12 protein-coding genes and 1 riboswitch are annotated in these 15,837 nt (G+C 59.6%); of the genes, 8 read left to right on the top strand and 4 right to left on the bottom strand.

Going from position 1 to position 15,837, the window contains the following annotated elements:
• Window positions 1-66: 66 nt before the first annotated feature.
• From uca to ACTZWX_RS08775, 3 genes are read right to left on the bottom strand one after another with little or no spacing between them, the layout of a single operon-like run.
• Window positions 67-3,693 (bottom strand): urea carboxylase, encoded by a 3,627-nt coding sequence (gene uca, locus ACTZWX_RS08785; protein ID WP_444713606.1) that lies wholly within the window; start codon window positions 3,691-3,693, stop codon window positions 67-69.
• Entirely contained in the window at window positions 3,684-4,322 is a 639-nt protein-coding gene (locus ACTZWX_RS08780) for an urea amidolyase associated protein UAAP2 (protein ID WP_444713605.1), read from the bottom strand. The genes uca and ACTZWX_RS08780 overlap by 10 nt, the downstream gene beginning before the upstream one ends.
• A 12-nt stretch (window positions 4,323-4,334) precedes the next feature.
• A complete protein-coding gene (locus ACTZWX_RS08775; protein WP_444713604.1) occupies window positions 4,335-5,060 on the bottom strand; it encodes an urea amidolyase associated protein UAAP1 in 726 nt (241 codons plus the stop codon).
• A gap of 56 nt (window positions 5,061-5,116) precedes the next feature.
• Window positions 5,117-5,223: riboswitch (guanidine-I (ykkC/yxkD leader) on the bottom strand.
• 370 nt (window positions 5,224-5,593) lie between these two features.
• On the opposite strand from ACTZWX_RS08775, the gene exaC reads away from it, so the two are divergent.
• Window positions 5,594-7,114, top strand: coding sequence for an acetaldehyde dehydrogenase ExaC (gene exaC, locus ACTZWX_RS08770; protein WP_444713603.1), 1,521 nt, complete (start codon window positions 5,594-5,596; stop codon window positions 7,112-7,114).
• Between the two features lie 273 nt (window positions 7,115-7,387).
• Window positions 7,388-8,371, top strand: a complete 984-nt coding sequence (gene acuI, locus ACTZWX_RS08765) for an acrylyl-CoA reductase (NADPH) (protein WP_444713602.1) — start codon at window positions 7,388-7,390, stop codon at window positions 8,369-8,371.
• Between the two features lies 1 nt (window position 8,372).
• Here acuI and ACTZWX_RS08760 read toward each other — a convergent pair whose 3' ends face one another.
• Complete coding sequence (locus tag ACTZWX_RS08760) at window positions 8,373-10,484, bottom strand: 4Fe-4S binding protein (RefSeq protein WP_444713601.1); 2,112 nt, start codon at window positions 10,482-10,484, stop codon at window positions 8,373-8,375.
• Between the two features lie 227 nt (window positions 10,485-10,711).
• Between ACTZWX_RS08760 and pqqA the strand changes: the two genes are divergently transcribed.
• The 6 genes from pqqA to ACTZWX_RS08730 are packed head-to-tail and all read left to right on the top strand — an operon-like array spanning window position 10,712 to window position 15,792.
• Window positions 10,712-10,783: a pyrroloquinoline quinone precursor peptide PqqA gene (pqqA, locus tag ACTZWX_RS08755; protein ID WP_007153157.1), complete on the top strand. Its 72-nt coding sequence runs from the start codon at window positions 10,712-10,714 to the stop codon at window positions 10,781-10,783.
• 52 nt (window positions 10,784-10,835) lie between these two features.
• Complete coding sequence (pqqB, locus tag ACTZWX_RS08750; RefSeq protein WP_444713600.1) at window positions 10,836-11,765, top strand: pyrroloquinoline quinone biosynthesis protein PqqB; 930 nt, start codon at window positions 10,836-10,838, stop codon at window positions 11,763-11,765.
• Complete coding sequence (gene pqqC / locus ACTZWX_RS08745; RefSeq protein ID WP_444713599.1) at window positions 11,762-12,517, top strand: pyrroloquinoline-quinone synthase PqqC; 756 nt, start codon at window positions 11,762-11,764, stop codon at window positions 12,515-12,517. The genes pqqB and pqqC overlap by 4 nt, the downstream gene beginning before the upstream one ends.
• An 11-nt stretch (window positions 12,518-12,528) precedes the next feature.
• Window positions 12,529-12,798 (top strand): pyrroloquinoline quinone biosynthesis peptide chaperone PqqD, encoded by a 270-nt coding sequence (gene pqqD, locus ACTZWX_RS08740; protein WP_444713598.1) that lies wholly within the window; start codon window positions 12,529-12,531, stop codon window positions 12,796-12,798.
• Window positions 12,795-13,931: a pyrroloquinoline quinone biosynthesis protein PqqE gene (gene pqqE / locus ACTZWX_RS08735; RefSeq protein ID WP_444713597.1), complete on the top strand. Its 1,137-nt coding sequence runs from the start codon at window positions 12,795-12,797 to the stop codon at window positions 13,929-13,931. Before pqqD ends, pqqE begins: the two co-directional genes overlap by 4 nt.
• Window positions 13,897-15,792: a prolyl oligopeptidase family serine peptidase gene (locus ACTZWX_RS08730; protein WP_444713596.1), complete on the top strand. Its 1,896-nt coding sequence runs from the start codon at window positions 13,897-13,899 to the stop codon at window positions 15,790-15,792. Before pqqE ends, ACTZWX_RS08730 begins: the two co-directional genes overlap by 35 nt.
• Window positions 15,793-15,837 lie beyond the last annotated feature (45 nt).

Below are 15,837 nucleotides of genomic sequence, written 5' to 3'. Positions count from 1 at the left end.
TGTCTCTCCTCGGGCCATGCCCGTGTTTTCGGGTTTGATATTATTTCGATTTGTCACGTTTCCTGATTACTCGGTGATTTCTTCCACGATCACCACGGGGGTGCCCGGGGCGACCGCCTGGCCCGGCTCTCGCCGAACTTCAATGACCTTCCCGGCAATCGGGCTCAGCAGTTCGATTTCCATTTTCATCGACTCAACCACCGCCACCGGGCGCTGGGCGCTGATCACATCGCCGGGTTTGACCAGGCACTCCCACACGTTGCCGGCGATGTGGCTTTCCACCGCGTGCTGGCCTGCGGGCAGGTTGGCGATGTCGTCTTCCCCGGTTTCATCGATCGGTGCTTCAGAGCTGAAGTTGATCTGGCCAGACTCGATCCAGCGCTGCAGTTCCTCGTCGAAGGCCTGTTTGCGCTTGCCTGTGAAGGCTTCGATCTCCTCGTTGTTGTCCGCCAGGAACTGTTTGTAGTCCTTCAGGTTGAACCGGGTTTCTTCAATGCGGATCGGGTAGTCACCGTTGGGGAAGTCCCGGCGAATCTGCTGCAGTTCCTCGGCGCTGACTTCGTAGAAGCGCACCTGGTCAAAGAACCTCAGCAGCCAGGGTTTGCCTTCCTCGAAAAAGTCCGTGGTGCGGTAGCGGTTCCACATTTGTAGGGTGCGGCCGACAAACTGGTAGCCGCCGGGGCCTTCCATGCCGTAGATGCACAGATAGGCGCCGCCGATGCCCACGGAGTTCTCTGCGGTCCAGGTACGGGCCGGGTTGTACTTGGTGGTCACCAGTCGATGGCGCGGGTCCAGGGGTGTGGCTACCGGGGCGCCGAGATAGACATCGCCCAGCCCCATCACCAGGTAACTGGCGTCGAACACGGTCTTCTTGACCTCGTCGATGCTGTCCAGGCCGTTGATGCGGCGAATGAATTCCAGGTTGCTCGGGCACCAGGGGGCATCCTTGCGCACCGACTGCATGTACTTGGCGATGGCGGTCTGGCAGGCCTCGTCGTCCCAGGACAGGGGCAGGTGCACGATACGGGCGGGAACGTCCCATTCCGGCTGCTTTTCCAGTTCTTTTTCGGCGCGGATCAGCAGGTCCAGCAGAGTACGCTGGTTCAGCTTCTGGCTGTCGTAGTGCACCTGCAGGGAACGGATGCCCGGCGTCAGTTCCAGAATGGCCTTATGGTTCTGGTCACGCAGCCACAGCATCAGGGCATGGGCGCGAAAACGCAGGCGGATATCCAGCTCCATCGGGCCGTATTCCACCAGCACATAGTTGTCGCCGGCAGCCCGGTACACCACGCCGGTTTCATGCACGTCCGTTCTCAGGCTCTCCAGAATCGGAGTTTCCGGGTTGATGGGCGTGATGTGCACGGTGGCCGCGGTCAGTGTGGCGACCGATTCGTCCAGGGCTTCCCGCAGGGCCACGGCCTGGTCCTGACTGACCGGCACAAACTGCACCCTGTCGCCGGCCTTGAGTTGGCCCAGTTTCCAGAGGTCGGCGCTGATCACTGTGACCGGGCAGACAAAACCGCCCAGGCTCGGGCCATCCGGCCCCAGGATCACCGGCATATCGCCGGTGAAATCCACGGTGCCCACGGCGTAGGCATTGTCATGGATATTGGACGGGTGCATGCCCGCCTCGCCGCCGTCGCTGCGAGCCCATTCCGGTTTCGGGCCAATCAGGCGCACGCCGGTGCGGCTGGAGTTGTAGTGAATTTCCCACTCGCTGTCGAAGAAGGTGTCGATGTCCTGACCGGTGAAATAGTCCGGCGCACCGTGGGGGCCATAGGTAACGTGCAGCTTCCAGGTCTTGCCGATGGTCGGTTTCAGATCTGCGGGCAGGGTGAGCGGGTTGGTGGGTTCAGCGTTTGCCAGTGCCAGCACATCACCGGCCCGCAGTGCCCGGCCGCAGTGCCCGCCAAATTGCCCGAGGGTAAAGGTACTGTATGAGGTCAGGTATTGCGGGCAATCCAGCCCACCCCGGAACAACACGTAGGCCCGAGCGCCGTCGGCGGTGGTGGCGCCGAGTTTCAGGGTGGCGCCGGCGGGCACATCAATCACCTGCCAGAAATCGACCGGCTCGTCGTCCAGCGTGGCCTCCAGCGGGGCACCGGTCAGGGTAATCTGGCTGGCGCGATTGAAGGTCAGCACCGGGCCCTTGAGGGTAATCTCCAGCCCCGGTGCCCCCTCCGGATTGCCGAGCAAGCGGTTGCCTAGCCGGAAAGAATAACTGTCGAACGGCCCGGAGGGCGGAACACCGATTTCCCAGTAGCCGATTCGGCCCGGGTAGTCCTGAATCGTGGTCAGGGTGCCGCCGCTGAGCACATCCACGGTGGCGGGCTGGTAATTGAATTCATTGAGGGTGCGGGTAAACAGACGACCTTCGGCAAAGCGCGGGTCGTCCAGAACCTGGCGCACGTATTTGAGATTGGTCTCGATACCGTAAAGCTGGCTGTTATCCAGTGCCTGCATCAGCCGCTGGCGGGCGGACTCCCGATCCTGTTCGTGCACGATGACCTTGGCCAGCATGGGGTCGTACAGTGGCGACACTTCCGTGCCCGGCTGAATCCAGGTGTCAATACGAAGGCCATCATCCTGGGGCCAGGCCACGTTGGTGAGCAGTCCGGCGCCGGGCTGGAAGTCTTTGTTGGGATCTTCTGCATAGATCCGGGCCTGAATGGCGTGTCCGGAAGGCACAAGGTTGCTGCCAAGTTCTGACAGGTCGGGCAGGGTGCAGGCGCCCAGTTCCACCATCCATCGCACCAGGTCGACGCCGTACACCTGCTCGGTGACGCCATGTTCCACCTGTAAGCGGGTATTCACTTCCAGAAAGTAGAACTCGGTGGTCTCCGGGTCGTAGATAAATTCTACGGTGCCGGCACTGCGGTAGCTGATGCTTTCACCCAGCTGGCGGGCGGTAGTGTGCATTCGGGTGCGAACGTCATCCGACAGCCCTGGTGCGGGGGCCTCCTCAATGACTTTCTGGTTACGGCGCTGGGCCGAACAATCCCGCTCGCCGAGGGCCAGTACCTGGCCCCGGCCGTCTCCGAACAGCTGCACTTCCACATGGCGTGCGTGTTCGACAAACTTCTCCAGGAATACCCCGCTGTTGCTGAAGTTGTTCTGGCTCAGGCGCTGGACCGACTCGAAGCTTTTGCTCAGGTTGTCCGGGCCGTAGCAGCGGGACATGCCGATTCCACCCCCGCCGGCGGTGCTTTTCAGCATCACCGGGTAGCCGATGGCTTCGGCGGCGTGCAGGGCATCGTCCAGATCGGTCAGCAGCCCGGTGCCGGGCAGCAGGGGTACGCCGGCGCTCTCGGCCAGGGCCCGGGCGGTGTGTTTGAGGCCGAACTGCTCCATCTGCTCCGGAGTAGGGCCAAGAAACACCACGCCCTCGGCATCGCAGCGGCGGGCAAAGTCGGCGTTCTCACTCAGGAAACCGTAACCCGGATGGATGGCGCCGGCTCCGCTCTCGCGGATGACGGCAAACAGCTTGTCCTGGTCTAGATAGGTGGCTGCCGCCGGGCCCTCGCCCAAGGAATACGCCTCATCGGCCTGACGCACGTGCAGCGAATCTGCATCCGCCTCGGCGTAGACCGCCACCGAGGTAATGCCCATGTCCCGTAGGGTGCGGATCACCCGGCAGGCGATGGCGCCCCGGTTGGCAATGAGAACCTTTTCAAATTTTCCGTTCAGCTCCATACCAGCACCTCGATCGGTGTCGGGTTCCAGCCGTTGCAGGGATTGTTCAGCTGCGGGCAGTTGGAGATCATCACCAGCACGTCCATCTTCGCTTCCAGCTCCACGTATTTGCCAGCATCGGAAATGCCGTCGGCGAAGGTCAGGCCGCCATTGGCGGTGACCGGAACGTTCATGAAGAAGTTGATGTTGTGGGTAATGTCCCGCTTGGTCAGGCCCAGCTCTTCATGCTCGGTGACGGCTACCAGCCAGCTGTCCCGGCAGGCGTGCATGCACTTTTTTTCAAGGGCATAACGGGTGGTGTTGCTCTCTGCCGCGCAGGCGCCGCCCAGGGTGTCGTGGCGGCCGCAGGTGTCCGCGGTGATTTCCAGCATCACGTTGTTTTCCGAGGACATCAGCTTCGAGCCGGCGGTCAGGTACACATTGCCCTGCTCGCGGATGGTGTCCACGGCGCTGTAACGCTCGGTGGGATTGTGAGCGTTGTAGAACAGGGTGTCGGCGGCCTGGTTGCCTTCCAGATCCAGAATCCGGACGGTCTCGCCGGCCTTGACCACTTTCAGAAAGTATTCGCCTGCCGGTACGGTTTCGCGGAAGGCGGCGTGTTCGGGCTTCAGTGCGCTTTGCTTGATCATGTCCGGCCTCCGTTACTGGAACAGGTGATACAGGGCGTTATTGGCGAAGGCACGGGTGGCCTCCGGCGACGAGGTCTTGCACGGGTCGGCATCGGTCACCGGTGCGGCCTTGAACAGCTGGTAGCGCACCGGGTTGCGCGGATACTCGGTGGCAGGGTTCATCGGGTGCGGGCAGGTGTGCAGCACCACGAGGGTATCCATTTCAAAACGCAGATCGAGGGTGGCACCGGCGTGTGAGTGGTCGCTGACAAACGCCATATTGCCGTCGTCATCGGTTTTCACCTTGCTGAACCAGTTCAGGTTGGCAGTCAGATCTTTCTTGCCCAGGCCATACTTGGCCAGTTCGTTCAGAAAGCTGGTGAAGCCATTGCGGTGATAATGGTTATGAGCTTCCTGATAGGTCTTCCTGCCCCAGCGCTGTTCCACCAGATCGACGTTGCAGGTGCCACTGACGGTGTCGTGCCAGCCCAGATCATCGCGAATGATGGATGCAAATACCCGTCCCATATCGGACAGCAGCACATGACCTTTGGTGAGCAGAAACGTGTGCTGGTTTTTCAGGGTATCCGGCATGTTGTAGCGCTCGAGGGGATTCTCGGGGTTGTACATCAACATGCCGACGTTGGCTCCGCCGGTTTCGTCAATCAGCCGCAGCACGTGGCCGCGACGCATGATGAACGACCAGTGGGATCCGCCGGGAATCAGATCGTCGTAGAGGGGGGCTGCTGTTTCGAGCATAACCTTTTCCTTCTGGGTCGGGTGTCAAAAAACGAGAGACGTCAGTCACTGAACGATTCTCCCGGGCTTTTGTCCCGCCGTGTAACCTTGGAAAAGGTCGTCAACTCTCGGACCAGGCATCTGTTTTGATGGCGTACAGACCGGAACCCTAGTTGACCATTGGTCAGATTGTTGCGCTTCGATGGTGGCTTCAATCACCGACTTCTCGTTGCGTAAACCGTATTTAGCAGGGTTTGTGCCAAAACCTAACTGGCTGTTTTTAATGTGCTTATTTGTTGCGTCAGGAAGTGGCGTGATTCGCTATCGTGCACCTGCCCTGTTTTGGTGCGAGGGTTGTGTGTGTGCGCCGGCAATGGTGCACGGTGGCCATGCTGGTTTGGGCCGAGCGTCAGGGGTGGCGTCATCTACTACCAAGGAACGAGTTTTTCGCCCCCAACGACGCATTCACGGAATCCGGTATGGGGTCTACATTGAATAGGTAAACGCGAAAGGCCGCGTTGCCATGCGACAAACACAACAAAGAGGTCGATATCATGATCTACGCACAACCAGGAAAGGACGGCTCCGTCGTTTCTTTTAAATCCCGCTATGAGAACTACATTGGCGGAGAATGGGTAGCGCCGGTTAAAGGCCAGTATTTTGAGAACATCACGCCGGTCACCGGCGAAGCCTTCTGTGAGATTCCGCGTTCGACCGCTGAAGACATCGAGCTGGCGCTGGACGCCGCGCACAAGGCTGCACCGGCCTGGGGCAAGACCTCCGTTACCGAGCGTTCCAACATACTGCTGAAAATCGCTGACCGCATTGAGGCCAATCTGGAAAAACTGGCCGTTGCGGAAACCTGGGATAACGGCAAGGCCGTTCGCGAAACCCTGAATGCCGACATTCCTCTGGCGGCGGATCACTTCCGTTACTTCGCTGGCTGCTTGCGCGCCCAGGAAGGCCATATGGGTGAGATCGACCACAACACCGTGGCCTATCACTTCCATGAGCCACTGGGTGTGGTTGGCCAGATTATCCCCTGGAACTTTCCGTTGCTGATGGCGGCTTGGAAGCTGGGCCCGTGCCTTGCGGCCGGTAACTGTACCGTGCTCAAGCCTGCCGAGCAGACCCCTGCCAGTATCCTGGTACTGATGGAAATCATCGGCGACCTGCTGCCGCCGGGCGTACTCAATATTGTTAACGGTTACGGCATCGAAGCCGGCCAGGCTCTGGCCACCAGCAAGCGCATCGCCAAGATCGCCTTCACCGGCTCCACCCCGGTTGGCTCGCACATCCTCAAGTGCGCGGCGGAAAATATCATCCCGTCTACCGTTGAGCTGGGCGGCAAGTCCCCGAACATCTACTTCTCTGACGTGATGAAGGCCGAGCCGGAGTTCATCGACAAGTGCGTGGAAGGTCTGGTGTTGGCGTTCTTCAACCAGGGTGAAGTGTGCACCTGCCCGTCACGGGCACTGGTTCAGGAAGACATGTTTGAAGAGTTCATGCAGAAAGTGATTGAACGCACCAAGGCCATCAAGCGCGGCAACCCGCTGGATACCGACGTTCAGGTAGGCGCTCAGGCGTCCAAGGAACAGTTCGACAAGATCATGTCGTACATGGAAATCGGCCGTCAGGAAGGCGCGGTTGTGCTGACCGGTGGTGACCGTGAGCACCTGGAAGGCGAGTTCAACAACGGCTTCTACATCCAGCCGACCCTGTTCAAGGGCGACAACAAGATGCGCGTATTCCAGGAGGAAATCTTCGGGCCGGTGGTGGGTGTAACCACTTTCAAGACCGAGGAAGAAGCTCTGGCGATCGCCAACGACACCGAGTTTGGCCTGGGTGCCGGCGTCTGGACCCGCGACACCAACCTGGCTTACCGCATGGGCCGTAACATTCAGGCCGGTCGGGTATGGATGAACTGCTACCACGCGTATCCGGCTCACGCCGCGTTCGGTGGTTACAAGAAATCCGGTGTTGGCCGCGAAACCCACAAGATGGCGCTGGAGCACTACCAGCAGACCAAGTGTATGTTGACCAGCTACGACACCAACCCGCTCGGGTTCTTCTGATCTGCAAGTGGCAGTTGGGGCCCATCCACACGGGCCCCGTTTCGTGTGACCGCACAGGGACGGTGCACATTGTTGGCCTGGCACTTGTCAGGTAGCTCCTTCGCGGAGCGCGGGATCTTCTACACTCTCCTTAGGCCCTTCCCAGGGCCTTTTTTATTCCTCTATTTTTACAGCCGTTTACGCTACAGTGAGGGTGATTTCGTTAACTGTTTTCTGCTGAGCGTATCGTTGGAGATCTGGCGTTTGCCTCAGTGATTAATTCCAGGAGGGCATATGTTCAAAGGTATTCTGATTGAAGGTAGCCGGGGCGACCAGCAGGTATCCCTCAAATCCATTGATGAAGCGCAGTTGCCGGAAGGCGACGTCACCATTGATGTCGCGTATAGCACCCTGAACTATAAGGATGCCCTGGCCATTACCGGCCGTGCGCCCATCGCCAAAAGCTATCCGATGGTGCCGGGCATCGACCTGGCCGGTGTGGTGACCGAATCGTCCAATCCGGAATTCAAACCAGGGGATGAAGTGGTCCTGAACGGCTGGGGTGTTGGCGAGAAGCACTGGGGAGGTCTGGCCCAGAAGGCGCGGTTGTCCGGTGACTGGCTGATCCCGTTACAGGCTCCGTTCACGGCAAGACAGGCAATGGCGATTGGCACCGCTGGCTACACGGCGATGCTGTGTGTCCTGGCCCTGGAGAAGCATGGCGTAACACCGGAGTCTGGCGACATTCTGGTGACCGGTGCCACCGGTGGTGTAGGCAGTGTGGCGGTGGCCATTCTGGCCAAGCTGGGTTATTCCGTGACCGCGGTGACCGGCCGCAAGGAAGAAGAAGCTTATCTGAAGTCGCTGGGCGCCAAACAGATCATGGATCGCGCCGAGCTGAGTGAACCGGGTAAACCCCTTGCGCGCGAAACCTGGGCTGGGGCCGTCGATGTGGCCGGTGGTCAGGTGCTGGCGAATGTCTGCGCCGGTATGAAATACCAGGGTGTGGTCGCGGCTTGCGGCCTGGCCGCCGGTATGGACTTCCCGGCCACCGTGGCGCCGTTCATCCTGCGCGGCGTGACCCTGTGCGGCATCGACAGTGTGATGGCACCGAAGGCGGACCGATTGCACGCCTGGAAGCGGTTGGCGCAGGATCTTTCTCCGGAACTGCTGGACAGCATGATCACCGAAGTGGCCTTCGATGATGCCATCGATGCCGCCGGCCGTTTGATGGATGGCAAGATCCGCGGCCGTATCGTTATCTCCGTGGCGGGCTGATTCAGGCCCCGGCGGCGTCCGTGGCCAGAATCCGTGCCTGCTTTTGTTGCTGCTTGTTGCGCACAATCGCATCCACGCACTGGTTCTGGTCACGGAGGATTACCACGCATTCCAAGCACTGGATGCACTCGTTGTAATCTATCCGGCCATCCTTGCGAATGGCGTTGATGCCGCAGGCATTCTTGCAGTGCTGGCAGGGCTGTCCGCAACGATCAACCCGCTCCAGCCAGCTGAAAACCCGGAACTTGCCCAATACCGCCAGGCCTGCCCCCAGGGGGCACAGGTAACGGCAGTAGAACTTGTGGATAAACATGCCCACCGCCAGCAGGGCCACGGCGTAGACCACAAAGGGCCAGTAGCGCACGAAGAACAGAGTGATGCTGGTTTTGAAGGGTTCCACCTCCGATAGCTGCTCGGCGAGCGTCAGTGAATAAAATGACGAAGCGACGATGGCCAGCAGCAGCGGGTATTTGATCAGAATCAGCTTCCTGTGCCAGCGCTCGGGCACCTTGATTTGCCGAAACCGGAGCTTCTGGCCCAGCCAGGCAGCCATTTCCTGTAACACGCCGAAAGGGCAAAGCCAGCCGCAGAACAAACCTCGCCCCCAGATAAACAGGGTTACAAACGTGTAGCTCCAGAGAATAAAAATCACCGGATCCAGCAGGAACATGTTCAGGCTGAATCCATCCTTGATGGCCAACAGCAAGGTGTAGATATTCACCACCGACAGCTGGCCCTGGGCATAGAAACCGATAAAAAACAGGGTGAAGAACAGGAACCCCCAGCGAAAACGGTGGACCAGCTTCGGGTACCGGGTCAGGGTTTTCTGGCGGGCAAAGAAAATCGTCAACACCGTCAGGCCCAGCACCAGCAAGGTGATTTGCCACCAGCGCTCTTTCCACAGTCCCACCCACATGGGCTCCCGGGTCTGTTCCGGCCCGGCAGCGATGTCTACCGTTTCAAAAAGCTCTTCAGGGAATGTGACCGGCAGCTCGAAACGGGCGGTATCGGAAATCAGATGATTGCGGGGTAGCACCGCGTTCAGGGTGAGGGTGGATTCCGCTCCGGGATTGAAGCCGGCATTGCCACCGACCCGGAACAGATTGATGGCTGTCATGTCCGGAACACCCGCAGCCGCAAAGCGTTGGCCCGGTTCCAGCCAGTTCAGATCTCGCATCTCGATAGAAAGCTGGTTCTGACTCAGGCCGAACCGGTCTGGCGTACTGCCTGGCACGAAATCGGGGCCGATGTGTGGATAGCTGCCCTGTGACATCACCAGCATTACTTTGCCATTGTCGCCGAGCCGCTCCCGGAAGGCCTGGTATCGCTCATCGCCCAGCAGGTTGCGGCCGACCATGGGGGAGTTCATGTAGGCCAGATAGAGTTCCGAGAAGGGCTCGCCATGGTCCGGTTCAAGGTTGCCCGGATAATCTGACAGCGGGCGCCCCAGTTGCTGTTCCACGTCCCCGGCTGTGATCTCAACGCGGGTGACGTAACCTCGTTCCAGCAACTGCTCCCAGGTGAGAGGCTCGTAGATGTCCTCGCGAGCCCGGGTGGGCGCGGCCTGGGCGAACCCCTCAAGTTTGTTGCGGGCCACCTGAAGGGCTGAGGACAACACCGAATCGTTGATGATCAGAACCGAAACGGTGGCCTTGCTGACACCGTCAAAATACACCACGTTGCCGGATGAGGTTCGGCCTGATCGGCCGGATGAGCTGACCACAATCTGCTCTGTGAGCGCGCGGCCCTCGTACTGGTCGACAAATTCGTAGAGCGATTCTTCGCCCAGACCATGAAGGAATACCGGCTCGTGGTGGTGCAGCACCCTGACTCCGGTAAACCGGCCCCGGGTATCCAGGCCGATCATCATGGTAATCGGTTTGCCGGCAAAGCCCGGCAGTTTGCTGAAGTCTGTTGAAAGGTAAGCGTAGCCGAGCAGTTCCTGCAGCTGATACACCGGATACACCGGGAAATCGGCCAACTGGTCTTCAATCACCGTGGCGGAGGGAAACAGTTCCTGAATGACTTGCCGAGTGTCGTCTGAGAGCTCTGCCCCTACCGGTGTGGCAGCGAAACAGCAAAGCAGTAGCGAGAGCAGAATTCGCCCGGCCATGGTGGTCTCCTGAAGTTATTATTGTCATTCTCCCATGCTATGCCGCTGGGAGGCAGGCTCAATTCAACCTCGGGGGCAATCCACTGCTACTTTCAGCCGGCGGAAAACAGTTCCAAAGTACCATATGGGGTGCCAGCGTCTGTGATTACGATGGAAGTGTGCATCTGGCAAAAGCCCGTTCGCACCAACATGCAACGCACTAATAATCACGACAAGAGGTGAGCATCATGTGGACCAAGCCAGCTTATGAAGACCTGCGTATCGGTTTTGAAGTAACCATGTACTTCGCTAACCGTTGAAACCTGGCCGACCAGTCTTCCGGCTGGTCGTTCCCGTTCGGGAGATCTGCTGATGCACCTGCATATTCTGGGGTCGGCCGCCGGAGGCGGGTTTCCTCAATGGAACTGCAACTGTCGAAACTGCGCTGGCTTTCGCGCCGGTACACTGAACGCTCATGCCCGCACCCAGTCATCGATTGCCATCTCCGAGGATGGCGAACGCTGGATTCTGTTCAACGCCTCACCGGATATCCGTGCCCAACTCGCGGCTTTCCCGGCCATGCAGCCGGCCCGCTCACTTCGGGATACGGGTATCGCCGCTGTTGTCTTGATGGACAGCCAGGTGGACCACACCACGGGCCTACTGTCCCTGCGCGAAGGGCTTCCGATGGATGTTTGGTGTACCCGCCAGGTACACGACGACCTGAGTTCCGGGTTTCCGTTATTCACCATGCTTAGCCACTGGAACGGCGGGTTGAACTGGCGCGAGATTCCGGCGGATGAGTTGCAGCCGTTCAGTCTGCCTTGCGCGCCTTCCCTTGAATTGACCGCCATTCCGTTGCTCAGCAACGCACCGCCATACTCCCCGCGCCGGGACAACCCCCATCCGGGCGACAATATCGGTCTCTTCACTCGCGACACCCGCACCGGACAGACCTTGCTTTATGCGCCCGGCCTGGGGCAACCCGATGCCCGCATTCGCAGCTGGATGCAGCAGGCGGACGTGCTTCTGGTCGACGGCACCGTCTGGCATGACGACGAGATGATCCGTCAGGAAGTCGGCACCAAAACCGGCCAGGCCATGGGGCATCTGGCTCAGACCGGGCCGGGCGGCATGATCGAACTGCTGGACAGCATGCCAGCTTCTCGCAAGGTGCTGATTCATATCAACAACACCAATCCGATTCTGGACGAAGACTCGCCGGAGCGGGCAGAGCTGAGCGCTCACGGCATCGAAGTCGCCCGGGACGGAATGCATTTTGAACTGACGGGGCAGCCATGAACGCCAAAGCCAACACCGCCATGAACCGGCAGGATTTCGAACAGGCCCTGAGGGCCAAAGGTGCCTATTACCATATTCATCACCCTTATCACCGTGCCATGTACAGTGGCCAGTGCACGCAAGAGCAGATTCGGGGCTGGGTGGCCAACCGCTACTACTACCAGGTGCGGATTCCCCAGAAAGACGCCGCCATCATGTCGAACTGCCCGGATGCCTCGGTGCGCCGCCTGTGGCTGCAGCGCATTCTGGATCACGATGGTCATGAAGGAGATGTGGGTGGCATCGAGGCCTGGCTGACGCTGGCCGAAGCCGTGGGCCTGAGCCGGGAAGAGGTGATCGACGAGCGCCACGTTCTCCCGGGTGTGCGCTTTGCAGTGGATGCCTATTTCAACTTCGCTCGCCGGGCAACCTGGCAAGAGGCCGCCTGCTCGTCACTGACCGAGCTTTTTGCGCCGGAAATCCACCAGTCGCGGTTGGACAGCTGGCCACAGCATTACCCGTGGATTGAGGCGAATGGCTATCGCTACTTCCGGAAGCGTTTATCGGAAGCCCGGCGGGATGTGGAGTATGGCCTGGCCATTACTCTCGACCATTTCACCACCGAAGCCCAGCAACAGCGGGCGTTTGAAATCCTGCAGTTCAAACTGGACATTCTCTGGTCGTTGCTGGACGCCTTGACCATGGCTTACGTTCACCAGACACCACCGTACCATACGGTCACTGATCAGCCAGTCTGGCATCGGGGCCTGTAAGGAGCGTTACCATGACCCTGGAGAAAACACCCAGACTCCGCCGTGGTTTCCGGTTCCAATGGGAACCGGTTCAGGAAAGCCATGTATTGTTGTATCCGGAAGGTATGGTCAAGCTCAACGGCAGCGCCGGCGCCATCCTGGCAGAAGTGGATGGCATTCGCCCGGTACACGAGATTATCCAGTCCCTGGAGCAGCAGTTCCCGGATGCAGGCCCGCTCGCGGCCGATGTGGAAGCGTTTCTGGCGGAAGCGGTTCAGCAGCAGTGGATTGAGTGGTCATGACGGCGCCCTCGGAAGCACCGGTGGGGCCACCGCTTTGGTTGCTGGCGGAGCTCACCTATCGCTGCCCGCTGCAATGTCCTTATTGCTCCAACCCGCTGGATTACGCCAGTCAGCAACAGGAACTAAACACCGAACAGTGGTTGGATGTGTTGCGCCAGGGGCGAGCCATGGGAGCCGCCCAGCTGGGGTTCTCCGGTGGTGAACCGCTGGTGCGCCAGGACCTGCCGGAGCTGATTGCTGGAGCCCGGGAGTTGGGCTATTACACCAATTTGATCACATCGGGCCTTGGTCTGACCGAACGGAAAGTACAGGCATTTGCCGAAGCGGGGCTGGACCATATTCAGGTCAGCTTTCAGGCCTCAGATCCGGAACTCAACAACGCTGTGGCCGGTTCCCGGAAAGCCTTCGAGCAGAAGCTGGCCATGGCCCGTGCGGTTAAGGCAGCGGGCTACCCGATGGTGCTCAACTTCGTCATCCACCGGCACAACATCCACCAGATGAACGACATACTGGCCCTGTGCGAAAATCTGGATGCGGATTACGTGGAGTTGGCGACCTGCCAATACTATGGCTGGGCATTCAAAAATCGGGAAGGACTGATGCCCTCCAAGGCCCAGCTGGTCCAGGCAGAACAGGAGGTCAATGACTACCGGCACGATCTCCATCACCGTGGTCGCCCCATGAAGGTGATTTTCGTAACCCCGGACTACTACGAGGAGCGCCCGAAGGCCTGCATGAATGGTTGGGGAAACCTGTTCCTGACCGTGGCGCCGGACGGTACCGCCTTGCCTTGCCACAGTGCCCGCCTGTTACCGATCGATTTTCCCAATGTGCAAAGCCAGTCCCTGAAGGACATCTGGTATCACAGCCCTGGCTTCAATCACTACCGGGGCGACAGCTGGATGCCAGAACCCTGTCAATCCTGTGATGAAAAAGACAAGGATTATGGCGGCTGCCGGTGCCAGGCCTATTTGCTGACCGGTAATGCTGATAACGCCGACCCGGTCTGCGCCAAATCACCCCACCATGGTCGGATTCTGGCGGCCCGCACCGCCGCTGATCACGCCACGGCTGGGCTGGATGACCTGATATACCGCAATGCCCGGAACTCCAAACTGCTTTACCGTGGCTGAGCTGATTTCCGCGCTTGACGCCTGCGCTGGTTTCTCCCAATACGCCCAGTTGAGAGTGTGCGGCGACACCATTTTCTGGCTTGCCTCCCATCCTGAAACCGGTTCTGTTGCCCTCTGGCAAGCCGATCACTCTGGTATTTGCCAGGTCAACATCGGCCCGGGCAGTATCAGGAGTCGCCTGAATGGCTACGGGGGTGGCGCCTATGCGGTACTTCCGGGGCGAGTGATCTGGGTGGCGGATGACCAACGAGTCTGGCAGCTGGACCGCATAACGGGTAAACGAACCTTGCTGGTGCCGGACGATGACAATACCTGGGGTGGGCTGGTGGCGGATCCACAACGGGATCGGGTGTTGGCGGTGCGTGAACAGCGCGATCATCAGGCGCTGTTGGCACTGGAAGCTACGGGGCAAGTTCGGGTGTTACATCAGGGCTTGGATTTCTACGGCGCGCCGACGGTCAGCCAGGACGGTACTCGAGTGGCCTGGTGCAGCTGGCAACTGCCGGATATGCCCTGGTTGCAGTCAACGCTCTGGCAGGCAACGGTCACTGCTGACGGTAATATTGAAGGTGCGTCAGGGCAGTCCCCGCCGGTTTCCGGCTCGGTTCAGCAACCGCAGTTTGCCGGTGAACATCTGTGGGTCATATCCGACCATGAGGGCTGGTGGCAACCCTGGCAGGTAACGCGTCAGGGTGGCCACGACCAGTGGCTGAAAAGCACGGCGCCCATGCTCGATCACGCCAACGCCCCATGGCAACTGGGTGAGCGCCATAGTTGTCCGTTGCGTGAGGGAGGCTGGGCCAGAGTTCAATACTGTCAGGGTATCGGTGAACTTTGGCTGGAGCGGGCCGGCCAGTGTCAGAGAGTGGCTGAGGGCTGGACGGATTTCCGGGATCTGAGTCCGTCAGTCGATGGCCTTGTGTGCATCGGGCGTGCTGCAGACCGGCACGATGCGGTGCTGAAGGTGTGTGCGGACTCCGGCTCTGTAACCGTGCTGGCTGGCGGGCAAATGCCGGATCGCTCAACCATGGCGCCGATGGCACCCGTTGCATTTGTAGTGGATGCAGAAGCACCCGATTCGCCGCCGGTTCAGGGTTTTCTCTACCCTCCGGCACTGGCGCCCGCTGCTGCCCCACCGGTTATCCTGATTGCGCACGGCGGACCGACGTCAGCCGCCTATGCGGTCTACAACCCCCAGGTGCAGTTCTGGTGCCAGAGGGGCTTTGCCGTTGCGGAAGTGAACTACAGTGGCAGCACCGGTGCAGGCCGGGATTTTCGCCTTCGCCTTGCCGGCCGTTGGGGCGAGGCTGATGTGCAGGATATGGTGCGCTGCGCGGATTATCTGGCGACGCAAGGGCTGGTCTGTGCCAACAATGTATTCATTCAGGGTCGAAGTTCTGGGGGCTATACGGCGCTGATGGCGGCGGTTCAGACTGACCGCTTCAAGGCCGTTGGCAGCCTGTTTGGCGTGACTGATCCATGGCGCCTTCGTGCAGAGACCCACCGGTTTGAATCCGGTTACCTGGACTGGTTGCTGGGCGATCCGCAATTACATCATGCCCGCTGGCAGGCGCGCACACCGTCGCTGCACGCTGGCCTAATAAGCGGCCCTGCGATTTTTTTTCAGGGTATGAGAGATGCCGTCGTGGTGCCTGATCAGACCCGACGAATGGTGGCCGCGCTTAGGGCTCAGGGGCAGCCGGTGGAACTGCACTGCTATGAAGATGAAGGCCACGGGTTTCAGAAGGCAGATAATCAGGCTCACATGCTTGAATCGCTGTACCGGTTTTATGGAAACCTGGCCTCAAACGGCTCTCAGATACGCCAAAAGGACAATGAACCAGCGCACAAACTGAGTTAAACTCTCAGCTATTCCTATAACAACAAACGGTTGTCCCTGAGCGTC

The organism is Marinobacter sp. NSM (assembly GCF_052380025.1).
GTDB lineage: Bacteria > Pseudomonadota > Gammaproteobacteria > Pseudomonadales > Oleiphilaceae > Marinobacter.
This window is presented reverse-complemented; position numbering and strand designations above follow the sequence as displayed.

What these genes read in the sequence shown, in the direction of transcription:
- pqqE (WP_444713597.1), top strand. Translation starts at nt 12,795, where the DNA reads ATGACGGCGCCCTCGGAAGCACCGGTGGGGCCACCGCTTTGGTTGCTG.
- ACTZWX_RS08730 (WP_444713596.1), top strand. Translation starts at nt 13,897, where the DNA reads ATGCCCGGAACTCCAAACTGCTTTACCGTGGCTGAGCTGATTTCCGCG.
- pqqD (WP_444713598.1), top strand. Translation starts at nt 12,529, where the DNA reads ATGACCCTGGAGAAAACACCCAGACTCCGCCGTGGTTTCCGGTTCCAA.
- uca (WP_444713606.1), bottom strand. Translation starts at nt 3,693, where the DNA reads ATGGAGCTGAACGGAAAATTTGAAAAGGTTCTCATTGCCAACCGGGGC.
- ACTZWX_RS08760 (WP_444713601.1), bottom strand. Translation starts at nt 10,484, where the DNA reads ATGGCCGGGCGAATTCTGCTCTCGCTACTGCTTTGCTGTTTCGCTGCC.
- ACTZWX_RS08775 (WP_444713604.1), bottom strand. Translation starts at nt 5,060, where the DNA reads ATGCTCGAAACAGCAGCCCCCCTCTACGACGATCTGATTCCCGGCGGA.
- exaC (WP_444713603.1), top strand. Translation starts at nt 5,594, where the DNA reads ATGATCTACGCACAACCAGGAAAGGACGGCTCCGTCGTTTCTTTTAAA.
- pqqB (WP_444713600.1), top strand. Translation starts at nt 10,836, where the DNA reads ATGCACCTGCATATTCTGGGGTCGGCCGCCGGAGGCGGGTTTCCTCAA.
- ACTZWX_RS08780 (WP_444713605.1), bottom strand. Translation starts at nt 4,322, where the DNA reads ATGATCAAGCAAAGCGCACTGAAGCCCGAACACGCCGCCTTCCGCGAA.
- pqqC (WP_444713599.1), top strand. Translation starts at nt 11,762, where the DNA reads ATGAACGCCAAAGCCAACACCGCCATGAACCGGCAGGATTTCGAACAG.
- acuI (WP_444713602.1), top strand. Translation starts at nt 7,388, where the DNA reads ATGTTCAAAGGTATTCTGATTGAAGGTAGCCGGGGCGACCAGCAGGTA.